14 protein-coding genes are annotated in these 16,866 nt (G+C 60.9%); 11 read left to right on the forward strand and 3 right to left on the reverse strand.

Annotated elements, in window-relative coordinates; genetic code table 11:
* The first annotated feature begins 46 nt into the window (after positions 1–46).
* The 5 genes from mltG (at position 47) to Thiofri_RS03890 (ending at position 4,389) form a co-directional block, all read left to right on the forward strand.
* Positions 47–1,105, forward strand: coding sequence for an endolytic transglycosylase MltG (gene mltG, locus Thiofri_RS03870; protein ID WP_009150400.1), 1,059 nt, complete (start codon positions 47–49; stop codon positions 1,103–1,105).
* A 42-nt stretch (positions 1,106–1,147) separates the two neighbouring features.
* A complete protein-coding gene (gene tmk, locus Thiofri_RS03875) occupies positions 1,148–1,777 on the forward strand; it encodes a dTMP kinase (RefSeq protein ID WP_009150401.1) in 630 nt (209 codons plus the stop codon).
* A complete protein-coding gene (locus Thiofri_RS03880) occupies positions 1,774–2,826 on the forward strand; it encodes a DNA polymerase III subunit delta' (RefSeq protein ID WP_009150402.1) in 1,053 nt (350 codons plus the stop codon). Before tmk ends, Thiofri_RS03880 begins: the two co-directional genes overlap by 4 nt.
* A gap of 358 nt (positions 2,827–3,184) precedes the next feature.
* Positions 3,185–3,541 carry a PilZ domain-containing protein gene (locus Thiofri_RS03885; RefSeq protein ID WP_009150403.1) on the forward strand — a complete coding sequence of 119 codons (357 nt, stop codon included), beginning with the start codon at positions 3,185–3,187 and terminating at the stop codon, positions 3,539–3,541.
* Positions 3,542–3,600: 59 nt separating this feature from the next.
* Positions 3,601–4,389 carry a TatD family hydrolase gene (locus tag Thiofri_RS03890; RefSeq protein ID WP_009150404.1) on the forward strand — a complete coding sequence of 263 codons (789 nt, stop codon included), beginning with the start codon at positions 3,601–3,603 and terminating at the stop codon, positions 4,387–4,389.
* A gap of 37 nt (positions 4,390–4,426) precedes the next feature.
* Here Thiofri_RS03890 and yhbY read toward each other — a convergent pair whose 3' ends face one another.
* A complete protein-coding gene (gene yhbY, locus Thiofri_RS03895) occupies positions 4,427–4,732 on the reverse strand; it encodes a ribosome assembly RNA-binding protein YhbY (protein WP_009150405.1) in 306 nt (101 codons plus the stop codon).
* A 35-nt stretch (positions 4,733–4,767) separates the two neighbouring features.
* On the reverse strand, positions 4,768–5,760 hold the full coding sequence (locus Thiofri_RS03900) for a YhdH/YhfP family quinone oxidoreductase (protein WP_009150406.1): 993 nt from the start codon (positions 5,758–5,760) through the stop codon (positions 4,768–4,770).
* A gap of 58 nt (positions 5,761–5,818) precedes the next feature.
* Here Thiofri_RS03900 and Thiofri_RS03905 point away from each other — a divergent pair, with 58 nt between their 5' ends.
* From Thiofri_RS03905 to Thiofri_RS03930, 6 genes are all read left to right on the forward strand, one after another.
* Positions 5,819–6,358 (forward strand): hypothetical protein, encoded by a 540-nt coding sequence (locus Thiofri_RS03905; RefSeq protein WP_083848543.1) that lies wholly within the window; start codon positions 5,819–5,821, stop codon positions 6,356–6,358.
* A 119-nt stretch (positions 6,359–6,477) separates the two neighbouring features.
* Positions 6,478–7,491 (forward strand): glucokinase, encoded by a 1,014-nt coding sequence (glk, locus tag Thiofri_RS03910; protein WP_009150408.1) that lies wholly within the window; start codon positions 6,478–6,480, stop codon positions 7,489–7,491.
* Positions 7,492–7,503: 12 nt separating this feature from the next.
* Positions 7,504–9,312 (forward strand): autotransporter assembly complex protein TamA, encoded by a 1,809-nt coding sequence (locus tag Thiofri_RS03915; protein WP_009150409.1) that lies wholly within the window; start codon positions 7,504–7,506, stop codon positions 9,310–9,312.
* Positions 9,313–9,321: 9 nt separating this feature from the next.
* Positions 9,322–13,389: a translocation/assembly module TamB domain-containing protein gene (locus tag Thiofri_RS03920; RefSeq protein WP_009150410.1), complete on the forward strand. Its 4,068-nt coding sequence runs from the start codon at positions 9,322–9,324 to the stop codon at positions 13,387–13,389.
* A 241-nt stretch (positions 13,390–13,630) separates the two neighbouring features.
* A complete protein-coding gene (locus tag Thiofri_RS03925; RefSeq protein ID WP_009150411.1) occupies positions 13,631–14,599 on the forward strand; it encodes a lysophospholipid acyltransferase family protein in 969 nt (322 codons plus the stop codon).
* A complete protein-coding gene (locus tag Thiofri_RS03930; protein WP_313778482.1) occupies positions 14,596–15,594 on the forward strand; it encodes a lysylphosphatidylglycerol synthase domain-containing protein in 999 nt (332 codons plus the stop codon). Before Thiofri_RS03925 ends, Thiofri_RS03930 begins: the two co-directional genes overlap by 4 nt.
* A gap of 117 nt (positions 15,595–15,711) precedes the next feature.
* Here Thiofri_RS03930 and Thiofri_RS03935 read toward each other — a convergent pair whose 3' ends face one another.
* Entirely contained in the window at positions 15,712–16,752 is a 1,041-nt protein-coding gene (locus Thiofri_RS03935) for an NADP(H)-dependent aldo-keto reductase (RefSeq protein WP_009150413.1), read from the reverse strand.
* Positions 16,753–16,866 lie beyond the last annotated feature (114 nt).

Raw genomic sequence — 16,866 nt, forward strand, 5'->3', positions numbered from 1 at the left:
CCTTGAGCCGCGACGGCCGATCTTGGGCGCGCGTTGGCGGATGGTGATGAAAAATACCCTGATCGCCCTGTTGCTTCTCCTCGGTCTCGGCGCTGGCGCTGGATATTATTATTGGGAAGATTACCAGCGCTTTCTGGCAATGCCCATCGACTTGGGTGAACCAGACCCGGACGGCGAGCCATTGATTGGCAAACCAGTGATTCTGGAAGTTCCGCGCGGGGAGGGTCTTCGCACCCTCGCCAGTCGGCTAGAGGCGGATGGGCTGATTGAAAATGCGCATTACCTGATCGCGCTCGCCTACAACCGCCAGCAGGCCGACCAAATCAAAGCGGGCGAATATGCGCTAACGCCGGGCATGACCCCAGCGCAGCTCCTTGATCAGCTGGTCTCTGGTCGCTCGATTCAATACCCAGTGACCCTGATCGAAGGGCGGACTTTTCGCGATGCCCTTGCCAGCATTGCTGCCGAGCCTGAGTTCAAGCATGAGCTCGAAGGTCTAAGCGACGACGAGATTCTTGCCGCGCTCGATCTCGACATCGAGCATCCGGAAGGTTGGTTCTTCCCTGATACCTACTTATTCCGCCGCGGGGCGAGCGATGTTCAGGTCTTACGCCGGGCGCACGAGCGCATGCGCGAGGTGCTCGATGAAGAATGGGCCGAGCGCAGCGCCGATCTTCCGCTGACATCCCCCTATGAGGCGCTCATTCTTGCCTCGGTGATCGAAAAAGAAACAGCCCTGGGCAGCGAGCGTCCGGAAATCGCCGGAGTCTTTGTGCGGCGCCTGCAAAAAGGCATGCGGCTACAGACGGATCCAACGGTGATTTACGGCCTGGGCGCCGATTTTGACGGCAATTTAAGACGCGTTGATCTCGAAACGGATTCGCCTTACAACACCTATACCCGCAGCGGTTTGCCGCCGACCCCGATTGCCTTGCCCGGGCGCGCAGCCATTCACGCCGCCCTGCATCCAGAAGAAGGCGAGACGCTCTATTTTGTCGCGCGTGGCGATGGTAGCCACCATTTCTCCGCCTCGCTTGATGAACACAACTGTGCCGTGCAGCGCTTTCAGCGCGGCGGTGACTGCGATCCGGCCCGCTTCCGTTGAATCTGGATGCCGGCAGTGAGCGCACAGGCGGCACGAGGATGCTTGATCACGCTCGAAGGCATCGAGGGCGCTGGTAAATCGACCCAGCGTGAGACCCTTGCGACGACACTGACCGAGCTGGGCATCCCTTTTTTGCAGACGCGCGAGCCTGGGGGTTCACCTATCGCTGAGCGTATTCGTGCCCTGTTGCTGGACCCGGCGCATAAGGGACTTTGTGCCCAAGCCGAATTGCTGCTGGTTTTTGCCGCACGCGCCGAGCACTTGGACCAGACCATGCGCCCGGCGCTGGAAGCCGGCACTTGGGTGTTGTCTGATCGCTTCACTGATGCGAGCTTTGCCTATCAGGGCGGGGGGCGTGGTATTCCGGCTGAGTCGATCACCGGGCTGGAGTCGCTGGTGCAGGGCGAGCTGCGTCCCGACCTAACCTTTCTGTTTGACCTGCCAGCCGAGATTGGTCTCAAGCGTGCCAAAGCGCGAGCGGACTTGGATCGCTTTGAAGCCGAAACGCTCGAGTTCTTTGAGCGGGCGCGTCAGGTCTATTTGCACCGTGCGAAGCAGGAACCTGGGCGCTTTCGGGTGCTGGACGCGACCCTGGATGTCGAACAGGTTGGGCGACATGTCCGTCAAGCGCTCATAGACTTTGTCACCAGGATGCAGTCCTCGGGCCAATGAGCGAGATGGCCTCTGCTTCGGCCCCCATCGCCGGCGGGGACTTTCCTCCCTGGCTGTCTGGCCATTGGCAGCACCTGTGGAAGACCTACCGCAACGCCCGCTTGGGGCATGCCTGGCTGTTAACTGGACCTGCCGGACTGGGCAAGCGGCTCTTTGCTGACCGGCTTGCCCAGGCGCTGCTTTGTGAACATCCTGGCGAGGATGGCGTGCCCTGTGGTGTCTGCGCCGAATGTCATCTGATCAAAGCAGGTCATCATCCGGATTTGCAGCGCATTGTCCCCGATGCCGAAAGTGCCAGTGGCGAGATCAAAGTCAATGCGATTCGCGAACTGGTCGCGCTCGAGAACCTCACCAGCCATCGCGGGCATTTCAAGGTTGTCCAGATCGTTCCGGCTGAGGTCATGAACAACGCGGCGGCCAACAGTCTGCTAAAAACTCTGGAGGAACCGACTGAGCGTACCTTGCTGCTGCTGGTTGCCGATGATGCAAGCCGGCTGCCGGCGACCATTCGCAGTCGCTGTCAGCAGTTGGTCTGCGTGCCGCCGCCAGAGCGCGAGGCGCTGCCCTGGCTCGGTGCGATGCTTCAGTCCCCACCAGCGCCGCCCGAGTTGCTGTTGCGTCTGGCGCGGGGTGCGCCTTTGAAAGCGCTGAGCCTGGGGAAGGCGGATTACCTCAGTATGCGTCGCCAGGGATTTCAGCAGTTTCTGGGCGTTGCCGAGGGCCGCGAAGACCCGCTTGCAGTGGCGGCCGCTTGGCAGTCCCAAGATATCCCCATGTTACTGGAGATTGTGCTGGGGTGGTTGTGCGACATCGCGCGGTTGCTTGGCGACCCGCAGGCGCAATATCTCAGTAACCCGGATTTGCAGGATGCACTGCAAGCACTGGCCTTGCGCCTGTCACGCGAGAAGCTACATGATTATCTGCGCCAGCTCATGGGCGCGCGGGCACTTCCGCAGGCTTCGGTCAACCGGCAACTGCTGCTTGAGTCCTTGCTGATTCGTTGGGCACTTTTGGGCAGGGCGGGCGCAATGGCGTTAAGATCCCAATGAGGTGTTATGCTGCTATACCGGAACCTTTGGATTTTGGCTTGTTCCGGGTCGGGTGACGGCCACGGGGGACACCGTGAATACTTCTCCAGTTATACATCCAAGGAGGCTGCTTCCCGGCGGCGTCCTGCCGCCGAGAACCCCGTGGCTGTCACCCGACCCAAAACCGAAAATCAGTTTGCGATTGTTATAAGTCAGCATGATTTGATGAGGCGCCAGTCAACCGCCCCAACTAAGCTCCACGCAAACCCAGCCAAAGACGGCAAACGGGGGGTATCGAACAGACCAATCTGCGCTGCCGCTTGTTGCTTTGGGCATGAAGCCGTTACCAGAAATCGGCACCGGTAACCAGGACTAGACGATGGAAGGCGAAAAAAAATCCGGCCGTCAACGCATTCTAAGCTTTGCCATCAAAGATAAGAATGCTCTGTACGCATACTATATGCCCTTCGTCAAAAACGGTGGGCTTTTTATCCCAACCACTAAGCGTTATCAGTTAGGCGATGAGTTGTTTTTGCTGTTGCAACTCATGCAGGAGTCCGAGCGCATCCCGGTTGCGGGGGAAATTATCTGGATCACGCCGGTCGGTGCCGAGGGCAATCGCGCCGCGGGGGTCGGCATTCAATTCAGCGATCAGGATAAAGGCATCGCTAGGCGCAAGATCGAGGAATATCTCGCTGGCGCACTGGAGTCTGATCGCGGTACCCATACGATGTAGCCGGGGTTTGGGCTAGGTTCTAAGTTCTAACTGCGTTTTAACTTCCTGCGACCCGCCAGATGTTAGTCGACTCCCACTGCCATCTCGATCGCGTTGATTTAAGCGCCTACGACGGCGATTTTGCCGCCATGATGGAGCAGGCAGGACAGGACGGGGTGAGGCGGATGCTCTGCGTTGCGATTGATCTTGAGCATTATCCCGCCATGCGCGCGCTCGTCGATCCCTATCCCCAGGTGCTGGTGTCGGTTGGGGTGCATCCGAGCGAACAGCAGGGCCATGAGCCCTCGGTGGCTGAATTGGCGGACCTTGCCAGCGCCGATGCGCGCGTGGTGGCCATCGGTGAGACCGGGCTTGATTATCACTACAACCAGGGTGATCTCAACTGGCAGCGCGAGCGCTTTCGCCGTCATATCCAGGCCGCGCATCAATGCGGCAAACCGCTGATTATTCACAGTCGCGATGCGCGCGAGGATACCATTGCTATTTTGCGCGATGAGAACGCCGCCGCAGTTGGCGGGGTGATGCACTGCTTTACCGAGACCTGGGAGATGGCGCAGGCGGCGCTGGAGTTGGGCTTTTACATTTCCTTCTCAGGCATTGTTACCTTTAAAAGCGCCGAGTCACTCAGGGAGGTTGCCCGGCAGGTCCCGCTGGAGCGCCTGCTGATCGAAACCGACTCGCCCTATCTCGCGCCCGTGCCACACCGGGGCAAGAAGAACGAGCCGCGTTTGGTGCCGCTGGTGGCGGAGAAGATCGCCGAAATCCGTGGCCTAGAGTTGGCGGAAGTCGCGGAGATCAGTGCGCGCAATTTCGAGCGGCTTTTTCTGCAACCCAAATGGGCCGCCTGAATGCAAAGGTGGGCAATGGCGGTCCCGGCCTTAGCGGCTAGATGGCAGGCAGGCGAAAGGGTTCGGCCTTATCGGGATTGTGGCGGTAAAGGCTGGCGGCATTGCCCACTCGCTGGACCAGTTCAGCCCCTGTCTCCTCAGTGATCGCGGTGATGAGCTGGTCCCGCTCGGCGCGGTCGCCGGCGCTGATCTTGACCTTGATCAGCTCATGATGATCCAGCGCAATGCGGATTTCTCGCAGCACGGCCTCGGTCAGGCCATGCTGGCCGAGCATCACCACGGGTTTGAGATGATGCGCCTGCTGTTTTAGCCAGTGGCGTTGTTTTGGGGTGATACTGGGCATGGTGAAAAATGTGTTTTCAGTCGGGGCCAAGTGACTCAGCTGGCTTGCAGATCCACCAGCACCCGGCCATGGGTCTGCCCGGCCAGCATGCGCTCGAAGGTGGCGGGTAGCGCATCCAGGCTAATGGTATCTGTGCGGATGGGCTCCAGATCCACTCGCCAGTCCTCGGCAAGGCGGCTCCAGAGTTGCTGACGCAACACCTTGGACACATCGACCGAATTACATCCGAGCAACTTAATGCCACGCAAAATAAAGGGCATGACCGTGGTGTTAAGCTCTGTCCCAGCAGCCAGGCCGATGCTGGCGATACTGCCATTGGGCGCCAGGGTGCGGGTGATCTGCCCGAGCATGTCACCGCCGACATTGTCGATGGCACCGCCCCAGACGGCTTTTTCGAGCGGTCGCTGTCCGCCTGGGAGCTGGTCGCGTCCAAGGATCTGCCCGGCACCGAGGCTTTGCAGCCAGGGATGTAGCTCAGACTTGCCAGAGACGGCGGCCACCTCGAAGCCAAGTTTGGCCAGCAGCGCCAGCGCAATGCAGCCAACGCCACCGCTTGCCCCGGTGACCAGAATTGGCCCCATGGCGGGTTCTTGACCATTAAGCAGCATCTGATGGGCTGCCAGAGCCGCAGTCAGGCCAGCAGTGCCGAGCGTCATGCTTCCGGCCAGATCCAGGCCCGGTGGTAGCATAGTGAGCCAGTCGCCCGGCACGCACAGGTACTCGCAATAGCCGCCGTCATGGTCAAAACTCAGGCCCCAACCGGTGGTCAGTACCGCATCGCCGGGGTGAAAGTCCGAATGCGCCGAGACCTCCACGGTGCCGCTGGCATCAATGCCGCCGATCAAGGGAAACTGGCGCAGAATCTTGCCCTTGCCGGTTCCGGCCAGGGCATCCTTATAATTGATTGAGGAAAAATGGACCCGGACCAGCACCTCGCCCGGTTTGGGATCGGCGATGGTCAGGGTTTCGACTCCGGCGCGATGGCCGTCGGCGTTGTGATGAATGCGAAAGGCGCGGGCAGTTCTCATATCCGGCTCTTGGGTTGGCGCGAAACTGGTGTGGGCGACATGGGGGCGCTACCTTAACATGGAACGACAAACAAGCGATCCCCGACCGCGCTCAGCAGCAAGGCCCTCGCGATGGTGGCTGGTGCTCGCCTGTCTTCTGGTCGCGATCCTGGCGACGCTGGTGCTGAAACTGCGGCCCCTGTTGCAGACTCCGGTTGCTGTGCTCGCGCAAGCGCCGGCAAGCTGCAACCTGCGCCAAGGGCCCTGCACGGCCGAGTTTGCAGATGGTGGGCAGGTAATGCTCGCCATCGCTCCTAGCGGTATTCCCTTGGTCAAACCTTTGCAGCTCAAGGTGCGGCTTGCACGGATGCGAGCGCCACTGCGGGTCGAGGTCGACTTTCGTGGTGTCGACATGGACATGGGCTACAACCGTGTCGTTCTCGAAGCTGTCGCCGATCCTGACGAAAGGCGCGCGCCAGACAGCCACAGCTATCGCGGTAGCGGCATTTTGCCGCTGTGCGTGCGCCAGCGCATGTTGTGGGAAGCGCGTGTGCTGCTATTGGAGCCCGAGGGTATTCGGGCGGGCGCGTTTCGCTTTGAGACCCGGCGTGGGGACTGAGTCAGGTTGTCGGTTCTTGGCCATCGGGTGCGCATCGGGGCGGACCTGGCCGGCGCGTCCGGTATACTATTTTCTCCGCGCTTTGCAGGAAAACCACGAGCCAGTTGGGAGACCCTGAGATGACCGTATTGGTTGGCGATGTCGGTGCCACGAAAACCCAGATTGCGATCGCCGAAGGCGATGGCCAAAAGTGGCTGTTGCGCAACCAGCGCCGCTACGCGAGTCGGGAATATCAGGGGTTGGGCGAGATTTTGACCCAATACCTGGCCTCACTGGAGCAGCCTCCCAAAGCAGCGGCCCTGGCAATTGCCGGCCCGGTCGCGAATGATCGCTGCGAGGCGACCAATATGCCCTGGCATCTGGATGCACGGGCGCTGGAGGCCGCGACCGGAATCGCGCGCGTGCGCCTGCTCAATGACCTTGAGGCCATTGCTTGGGGCATTCCCGGGCTAGACGACGACCAGCGCCTGACGCTACAGGCTGGCGATCTAGATGCGCGTGGCAACATCGCTGTGGTCGCTCCCGGCACTGGCCTTGGTCAGGCCGGTCTGTTTTGGGACGGAAAGCGCCATCGTCCGTTCGCGACCGAAGGCGGCCACACTGACTTTGCACCGACAGATGCGCGCGAATTCGCCCTGCTTGAGTCTTTGCAGGCACGTTTTGGCCGGGTGAGCTGGGAACGGGTCGCCTCCGGTATGGGCATCGAAAACCTTTATGGCTTTCTGCTCCAGTATCGTGGCGCCGCGCACCATCCGCAGATGGCCGAGGTGCTGGCACAACAGGACAAACCCCAGGGAGAACAAACAGGCGATGTGGCGGCGACGGTGGCCGCTTTGGCCGCAACGGGAGACTGCGACATCTGCCAGGAGACCATGGCCTGGTTTATGCCGCTGCTCGGTCGCGAAGTGGGCAATAGCGCACTCAAGCTCATGGCGCGCGGCGGAGTCTATCTGGCTGGTGGTATCCTGCCAAAAAATGTTGATTTGCTGAGGAGCGGGGGATTTTTGCAAGGCTTTGTTGATAAGGGGCGGATGCGCGGGTTGCTCGAGGCTATGCCGGTGCATCTGGTGCTTGAGGAAGGCTGCGCCCTGATCGGTGCCGCGCGTTTCCTGAGCGACCCGGATATCTGCTGACCCCAACACCAAATGCTTGATCCATCCGATCCCCCCGCAGGCGCGACAGGTCGGCGCGCACGCCGCATCCAGTTCCTGTTGGTCGCTTTCTGGCTGCTGGTTTTGGCGCTGTGGCTGCCCGGTGCGGCGGTGGCGCTGGAGCTGAAGGTTGAGGTGACGGGCTTGCGTGGCGAACAGGAAAAGAACGTCCTTGCGTTGCTCGGCATCTATCAGGAGCGCGCGGACAAAGACATCAGTGCACTGCGGCTGTTAGCACTGCATCGGCGAGCGCCGGAGCAGATTCGCAAGGCGCTTGCGCCCTTCGGTCTTTACCGCGTGAGCATTCAAGACACACTCACCGAGCCCGCCACTGATGGCGGCACCTGGGTAGCCAGCTACAAGATCGACCCGGGGCCGGCGGTGCGCATTGCCAGCATCGACTACCAGATCACAGGACCGGGAGCCAGCGCTGGCGTTTTCCCGGACGCCTTCCCGATGCAGGTGGGCGAGGTGCTGTTGGATTCTAACTACACCAAAGCCAGAGACAGCATCGAGACCATTGCCTCCGAGCAGGGTTATCTGGACGCGACCATGACACGCCATCAGGTGCTGGTCAATCTGGACAGCTATGAGGCCCGGGTGTTCTTTCATCTCGACACTGGGCCGCGTTATTACTTCGGCCAGGTCAGCTTTGAGCAGGACCTGCTGGCACCTGACTTTTTGCAGCGCTTTGTGCCGTTCGAGTCCGGGGCGGTCTACGATCCCGACGACCTGCTTGAGCTACAGGGGCGCTTGCTGGGGTCGGAATACTACCAAAGCGTCGAGATCAATCCGCACAAGCAACTCGCCAGTGCCGACCGCGAGGTCCCCATCACCGTCATCGCCAAACGCAACAAGGCCAATCGCTACCGTGTTGGGCTTGGCTACGGGACCGATGTCGGCCCACGCTTGACGCTTGACTACCGGCGCCGCTACATCGGTCGCCATGGCCATACACTTAACGCAGAAATCTCGCTCTCAGCTGTTATTCAAACCATTTTTGCGGAATACGACATTCCGGTGGGCGATCCCTTGCGTGATTCGCTTGTGATCAAGCCGCAGTACGGCATCTATGACACGGCAACCCGGCAGGGAACCATGTTCAATCTGCAGACTGCTTGGTCCCATGTCGGGCGCTCCGGCTGGCGGCGCGATATTGGCCTCAATTATCAATACGAAGACTTCGAAGTCAGCGACGTGGAAGATTCCAACTTCAATGGTCTGGTGCCCAGTATTGCCTGGTCTAAGATCGTCGCCGATGATCCCATCAACACGCGTAACGGCTATCGCGTCAAGGCGCTGATTCAGGGAACTGTTGGCGGCGTCATGTCCACCGGTGCCTCCTGGCTCACCGGCTCGCTGAATGCAAAGTGGATCAAGAGCTTTGGCGAGCGCTACCGCTTTCTCACCCGCGCCGATCTGGGTGCGACCTGGGCCGCCAATTTAGAAGACGTGCCGGCGGGCCAACGCTTTTTTGCTGGTGGGGATACCAGCATTCGTGGCTGGGCTTTCGACGTGCTAGGTCCGATTGATCCGGTCACTGACCAGACTCTGGGTGGGCGCTATCTGGCAGTCGGTTCGCTCGAGTTGCAACGGCAGATCAAGGGCAAATGGAGTGCCTCGGTGTTTACCGATTTTGGCAACGCCTTCGACCCCGAGTACGATGCCGAATGGGAACAGAGCGCTGGGCTGGGTTTGAATTACCAAACACCGCTGGGTCAGGTTCGGTTCTATGCGGCCTATGCGTTCACGAAACCGGACCCGGGCGTGCGCCTGCACCTGATGATTGGGCCTGACCTCTAACGCAAGCTTATGACAGCGACAGACGCCAACAAAAACCCAAGCGCCGGCAATATCCCGCCGCGACGGCGCTGGCATGTCTGGCGCTGGCTGCTGGGTGCCTTGACCACCCTGCTGCTGCTCTTGGTATTGCTTTTCGCCTGGGTGCTGACCACCCAGGGCGGTCTGCGCCTGCTGGTGGATCTGGGCGAAAAAGCCATGCCAGATGCGCTTGAGATCGGCGCGGTGGAGGGCCGTCTGATCGATGACTTTCAGGTGCACGATCTGCACTTGCGTTTGCCCGAGCTTGATCTGCGCGTTGGTCTCATCGATCTTCACTGGCGCCCCGCGCGCCTTCTCGGCGGTACCTTCAGTCTAGCGCGCCTGCATGTTCAGAATACCGAGATTCTGACCGCTCCAAGTCAGAAGCCCGAGCCAAAAGAACCTTTCAATCTGCCTGAGATCAACTTGCCGCTTGCACTTGAAGCTGACTCGGTGCTGGTCGAGCATCTGCGCCTAGGCACCCTGGACCTCTCCCCTCAGCCCATCCAGACCCCCACGACGACGCCTGAGCAACCGCTGCTTGTGCTCACGCGGGCTGAGCTCGCCGGCGCCATGAACGGCTCCAAGGTCGAGCTGCGCACCCTGAGCATCCGCCTGAGCGTCCCCGATGTGCAAGCTGAGGCCAAGGGCCAGCTTGAGCTTCGCGGTGACTATCCGGCCGATTTGCAGCTTGATTGGACCTTCGCCCAGGCCCCGGCCATGGAGCTGAAAGGGCAGGGACGGCTGTCGGGTGATGCGCGCGCGCTGCGCATCGAACATCGCATCAGCGGGTCCGCCGAGGTCCGGCTGGATGCCGAGGTGCGGGACTTGCTCGCGCAGCCGGCCTGGACCGCCGCCATTGAACTCGAGGCGCTGGATTTGCCGCAACTGGTTGCCGGAGCGCCGCAAGTCGATGTCACGGCCAATCTCAAATCCGATGGCACAGTCGATCATGCCAGTCTCACCGGTACCCTGAGCGCGGAAGCTCCGGCCCACGGCGAAATGGGCCGTCTGGGCGCGGAACTCGACTTGGCCTGGCAGGATCAGGTGTTGCGTATCCAGGCGCTCAACCTCACCGAACAGGGCTCGGGTGGTCTGCTTGATCTCAAGGGACAAATTGATTTCAAAGGCGCGCAAGGGCAGGTGGCAGTGACCGGCGTTTGGGAGGCGCTGCGCTGGCCCCTGACCGGCGAGGCACGTCTGGAGTCGCCGCGCGGTACTCTTGATGTCAGCGGTCAACTTGATGCCTTTGACTACAGTTTTTCGGCCGAGGTCTTCGGTCAGGGCATTCCGGAGACGCGACTGGCACTGAGCGGTGCTGGCAGTCAGCAGGGCACCCGTATCGACGAACTCAAGCTCGACAGTCTTGGCGGGCAGACCATCGGCAAGGGTCGCTTGAACTGGAGCCCCGAACTCAACTGGGAATTTGCCCTGACGGCACAGCAGCTCAATCCCGGTCTGCAATGGCCCGGCCTGGATGGCGTGCTCAAGCTCAAAGCCGAGTCTTCCGGCAGTCTGGAGAAGGGCTACAGCTATCAGCTCAAGGCCGATGTCGGGCTCAAGGCTTATCCGGCCATGGTGGTGAATTTAACCGGCAAGGGGACAACGGTAGACACCCGCATCGCCACGCTGAATCTGGAGACCCTGGGTGGTCAGGTGACCGGGTCTGCCAGCCTGAACTGGGCGCCAGACATCGCCTGGAACGCCGATCTGACCCTGAGCGATATCGATCCTGGCCTGTACGCGAAAGACTGGCCCGGGCGTCTGTCAGGCCAAATCACAAGCCGCGGGCGTCTGGCTCCCCAAGGACCTGAGGGCAGGGCGCGCATCAGCGATTTTGGCGGGCAATTGCGTGGCTACCCGGTTGGCGTCTCTGCGCTGCTCGAGCTGGCTTCGGGCGCGCTCCAGATACGCGAACTTGAAGCCCGTTCTGGGGCGACCAAACTCACGGCAACTGGGCAGGCCGCAGAGAAGCTGGCAGTCGATTTCAGCATGCGCTCGCCGGATTTGAGTGAGCTGCTGCCGGCGGCAAAAGGCCGGCTCAGTATCGACGGGCAGGTGCGCGGCGAGGTCAGCGCGCCGCGCGTGACTGTCGCTATCGACGGTCGTGATCTCGATCTGCAGGGGCAGGGCATTGCCAGCATCAAAGGCAACGCAGACATTGGTCTGGGCGCCAATGATCCCATCCAGGCCGAGCTGAACGCATCCAAGCTGCTGCTTGGCGGGATGCCTTTCGCATCCTTGCGGGTGACGGCCGAGGGAACATTGCCGAGCCATCGGTTGAGCGCCGCCTTGAACGGCGAGACCCTCTCGGTGCAGCTGGCCTTTGCCGGCCAACAAAAGGGCCAGCAAGGAGGCCAGGGCGGTTATCGCGGCGAGCTCAATACCTTCAAGCTCACCACAGCCGATTATGGCACCTGGGCGTTGAAGCAACGGGCGCCAGTGGTGTTTGATCAAGGCCAAATTCACGCCGGGCCCTTGTGCATGGGCGACAGCCAGGGCTCTGGTGGTTGCGCGCGTTTCAGTCAAACCCCGGCGGGGGACTTTGATGCGAGCCTGAAGATCGACCGCCTCAACTTCACGCGCATCGATTCGCTGCTGCCACCGACCTTGGATCTAAAGGGCCATGCGGTGCTGGATGCCGCGTTCAACTCACGCAAGGGGGCCATCACCGGGCAGGCGAGCCTCAGAGTGCCGCAGGGGTCCGTTGATCTGGCACTGCCGGATGCCAGCGAGCAGCTAGTGTTTTCCTCGGCAGCGGCGGAGCTGATCCTGAACTCAGGCGGGGTAAACGCCAAACTCAAGGTGCCCGTGCAAGGACTTGGCGCACTTGATGCCGATGCCAGGCTGCCAGGGCTGGCGCTGTCAGCACTGGATGTGGACCGCCAGGCGCTGACGGGTTCGGTGCGTCTGGAACTGCGCGATTTGAGCCGCTTCGGCAAACTGGTGCCTGATATGAGCGACTTTGCCGGCGCTGTCGATGCTGATATCAAACTCGGCGGCACCCTCGGCAAGCCGTTAATTCAAGGGCAGGCGCAGCTTGAGAATCTCGGCTTCCGCATGCCGCTGATCGGTCTTTCGGTGACCGATACCAATCTGACAGTCCGCACCCAGGGCGCCGACCGCCTCGCTATCAGCGGCGGTGCCAATATCGGCGGCGGTCAGCTTGCGCTCTCGGGCAATGGCCAACGCGCTCAGCAAGGCTGGACACTCAACCTGAAGATTGAGGGCGACCAGCTCAAGGTGGCCGATACCAAGGAGTATCTGGCCCTGTTGAAGACCGATCTGACGGCAGGATGGAGTCCCAGTGGAGGTTCGGTGCAGGGGGTGGTCGAGGTTGAAGATGCGCGCATCAGGCCGCGTTCAATACCGGCAGGGACGGTCTCGGCCTCGCCGGATGTGGTGGTGGAAGGGCAGGGCGATACCGGAAACAAATCCGCTACTCCCTTGACCGTCGATGTGGAAGTCAGGCTGCGCAATTTAGTGCAGATTGAGGCCTTTGGCTTGAGTGCCAAGCTGCGCGGCAAACTACGCGCCATTATGGAGCCTGGGCAGCCCTTGCTCGGCGATGGCCAGCTTGAGATTCTGGATGGCAGCTATCGGCTGTCGAGCCAATTCGGCCTGCTCGCCAGCGTGGGGGCGCCGCTCAAAATCGATCAGGGCTTCTTGGTCTTTGCCAAGACACCGCTGAGCAACCCCGGTTTGGTGCTAAAAGCTCAGCGCGAGGGTGGCGACATGACCGCTGGCGTGCGCGTACTGGGAACACTGAAAAAACCCAAATTGGCCTTCTTCTCCGACTCCGACCCCAATATGACGGATTCTGAAATCGTCAACTATCTGCTCACCGGCGTGCCGCCCAATGGCAATGCCAGCAATGTCGACCGCTCGCTCTCGGTCGGCACCTATGTCGCGCCCAAGCTGTTTGTGGAATATGAAAGCAATCTTGGCGATCAGGGCGACAAGATCAAGTTGCGCTACGATCTGAACAATTGGATTCAACTTCAGACCGAAACCGGCGATAGCCAAGGCGCCGATGTGTTTTTTAAGTTTGAGAATTGAACCTTGGTTTCTCCCGTCGCTGAAATCCGCATTGCCGCGCTGGCAAGAGTAGACGCTTACCGCAGAGCAGTGGCTTTCACTCTCCGGGTTGGTCGGGATTATGCGAGTGACCGCAGAGCAGTGGCTTTCACTCTCCGGGTTGGTCGGGATTATGCGAGTGACCGCAGAGCAGTGGCTTTCACTCTCCGGATTGGTCGGGGTTATGCGAGCAGTCTCGGTGGGCGGATAACCGGGATGACCCATGTCCGAGCCATTTGAGTCTGTGCGCGCAACCTTCCCCCTGTCCTTGCTGCATCCCCGGCACTGGGCCTCTTGGCTGCTGGTTGGCGCGATTCGCTTACTGGGTCTGCTGCCGCTGCCACTTTTGGTTGGGCTTGGCAAGGCCATCGGTTTTGCGCTTTATCCTCTCGGCGGTTCACGGCGGCAGGTGGCCTTGATTAACCTAAAGTCCTGTTTTCCGGAACTGACTGAAGCCGAGTGCTCGCGCATGGCGCGGGAGCATTTTGGATATCTCACCGCCGCAGCCCTGGCCCAGGGCGTCTGCTGGTCCTCCTCGCGTCAGCGTTTGACCCGTCTGTTGGATATTCATGGTATCGACATGCTCAAAGAGGTCAAGAAGAGCGGGCAGCCCTTCATTCTGCTGGTCCCGCATTTCGTCGCCCTTGAACTCGCCAGCGTCGCCTACTCCGCAGCTGTCGAGCCCGGACTCTATATGTATCAGAGGATTCGCAATCCGGTGTTTGACTGGCAGGTGATGCGGGGGCGAACGCGGTTTGGGCATGTACCACTGGAGCGTCATGACGATCTGCGCACCTTGATCCGCTCGCTCAAACAAGGCATTCCCTTTTATTACCTGCCCGATCAGGATCCTGGTAAGCGTCGCGGTGTGTTTGCGCCTTTCTGCGGCCAGCAGGCAGCGACCGTTGGAACTCTGGGGCGCATCGCGCGATTGGCCAAGGCTGTTGTGATCCCGGTCTTCGTGCGCCTTGCCACCAACGGCCGGCGCATTGAATTGCGTTTTTCCTCGCCGATCGAGGGGTTGACGGGCACGGACCCCGTCGCCGATGCAGGCGTGATGAATCAGGTGATCGAAGCCGAGGTGCGTCGCGATCCCGTCCAGTATTTCTGGGTCCATCGGCGTTTCAAAACGCGACCGCCCGGAGAATCGCCCTTTTACCCGCGCTCAGCGCGGCGTCGGCGCAGGCGATGATGTCGCCGCCCGTGTCGCCGCCCGGTGATTTCGCATCGCCGCAGCCGAAGGAGGCGGTGGCCAAGGCGTCGCTCAAGTTAAAGCGCCCGCGTGAATGGCTGCTAGGCGGCGCGCTGCTTCTTGGGCTTATCGTGCTGGTGCAGCTTTGGATCGGCTGGCCGCAGTTGCTCGCGCCTTGGTTGCAATTTCCACCCTTGCTGCTGATCGGGCTGCTGATGCTCAGTGCTGGCAGTTATCTGGCGCGCGCGCTGCGCGTGCAACTCTATTTTGCCCCGCTGATGGCCGGTGCTTTTCCAACCACCCTGCGGCTGTCGGCGCTGCATACCACAGCCAATGTGCTCTTGCCCATGCGTTTGGGTGAGCTGGTGTTTCCCTGGCTGATGCGACGCTACTTCGGCCAGGGAATGCTCGGTGCTGGAGTGTCGCTGATTTGGATTCGCCTGCTCGATCTGCACTTTCTGGCACTGATTGGCTGGCTGATTCTGTGGTTGCGTTCGCCATCTCCGCTTTGGCCGTTGGCAGGGGTTCTGTGGCTCAGTCTTCTGCTGGTGGTGCCGCTGGTGGCGCGGCCTTTGTCGGCGCTGCCAGAATCCGGCCCGCGCTGGCGCCGTACTTTGCGCTTTTTGGCCCTGGCTGCGCCGCGCGAAAATGCCCGCCTGGCTGGTCTCTACGGCTGGACAGCCCTGTGCTGGGGGGCGAAGTTCATCGCTTTTTCCTGGGTGCTGGGCTATTTCCTGCCCATCGACTTCTGGCGCTTGCTCGCCGGGGTCATGGGTGCCGAGTTATCCTCGGTGCTGCCCTTCCATGGCATCGGCGGCGCCGGCTCTTACGAACTGGCCATTCTGGCCGCGTTGGTGCCCCTGGGCGTTCCAGCCAAGGATGCCCTGGCCGGCGCGGTGAACCTGCATCTGTTCATGCTGGGCGCTAGCCTGCTGTTTGGCCTGCTCGCGCTGGCGCTGCCGGTGCGGCGGGCTGTCGACACCCAGCGGCCCTAGACTTTCGGCTTGTTTCGGACCAGGGAGATGTCTCGGCGGCATCCGTAGCACGGAAAGCTCCGTGACCGCTACCCGGCTCAAACAGAAAAAGGCATTTGCGGTCCCGATCAATCCGGCTTAAGGACTGGGATTGGGCTGACGCTGATGTGCGGCTTCGATCTCTGCCATTACCTCGGTGCTCAAGTGCATCTCGGCCGAGGCAATGTTGGCCTTGAGTTGTTCCATGGTGGTGGCGCCGATGATATTAGCGGTTAAAAACGGCCGGCTGTTTACCCATGCAAGGGCCATCTGGGCCGGGTCAAGGTCGTGGCGGTGGGCGATGGCGACATAGTCAGCGGTGGCTTTGTCGGCCTCGGGGTTGGAGTAGCGGTCGAAGCGCGAGAAGAGCGTGACGCGGGCGCCGGCTGGGCGCGCGCCATTGAGATACTTGCCACTCAGCACGCCGAAGCCGAGCGGCGAGTAGGCCAGCAGGCCGCAATCCTCGCGCATGGCAACCTCGGCCAAGCCAATCTCGAAGGTGCGGTTAAGCAGGCTGTAGGGATTTTGGATACTGACCATGCGCGGCAGACCCTGCTGCTCAGCGAGCTTAAGCATGGTCATGGTGCCCCAGGGGGTCTCGTTCGACAGGCCGACATGGCGGATTTTTCCAGCTTTGACCTGCTCGTCCAGGGCTTGCAGTGTCTCAAGCAGCGGCACGCTCTTGTCTTCCGCCGGGGGTTCGTAGCCGAGCTTGCCAAAGTAATTGGTCTCGCGATCCGGCCAGTGCAGCTGGTAGAGGTCGAGGTAGTCGGTTTTTAGCCGTTTCAGGCTCTCATTCAGGGCTTTTTGGATGTTGCTGCGGTCGAGCTTGGCCTGGTCGTTGCGGATGTGCGGAACCCAGTCTGCCGCCCCCACAACCTTGCTTGCCAAAATGACTTTGTCGCGCACCTTGCGCTCGGCTAGCCAATTGCCGATGTAGGTCTCGGTTAGCCCCTGGGTCTCGCCGCGCGGAGGGACAGGATAAAGCTCGGCGGTATCGATGAAATTGATCCCTTGATCGAGCGCATAATCGAGCTGCTCAAAGGCTTCAGCCTCGGTGTTCTGTTCGCCGAAGGTCATGGTGCCAAGGCAAATTTCGCTCACGCGGATGTCGGTGCGGCCAAGTGGCAGATAGCGCATGGTTGCTCCTGATTGGTGGGTGGTTTGTCCTTGTTGGCTTGATTGTCTGCGCGCGGTTGCGGCAAGAGTTGGTCGTTCGATGCTCGGCACCAAGTACTTAAAGGTACTAAGGAC

This window comes from Thiorhodovibrio frisius, from assembly GCF_033954835.1.
Classification (GTDB): domain Bacteria; phylum Pseudomonadota; class Gammaproteobacteria; order Chromatiales; family Chromatiaceae; genus Thiorhodovibrio; species Thiorhodovibrio frisius.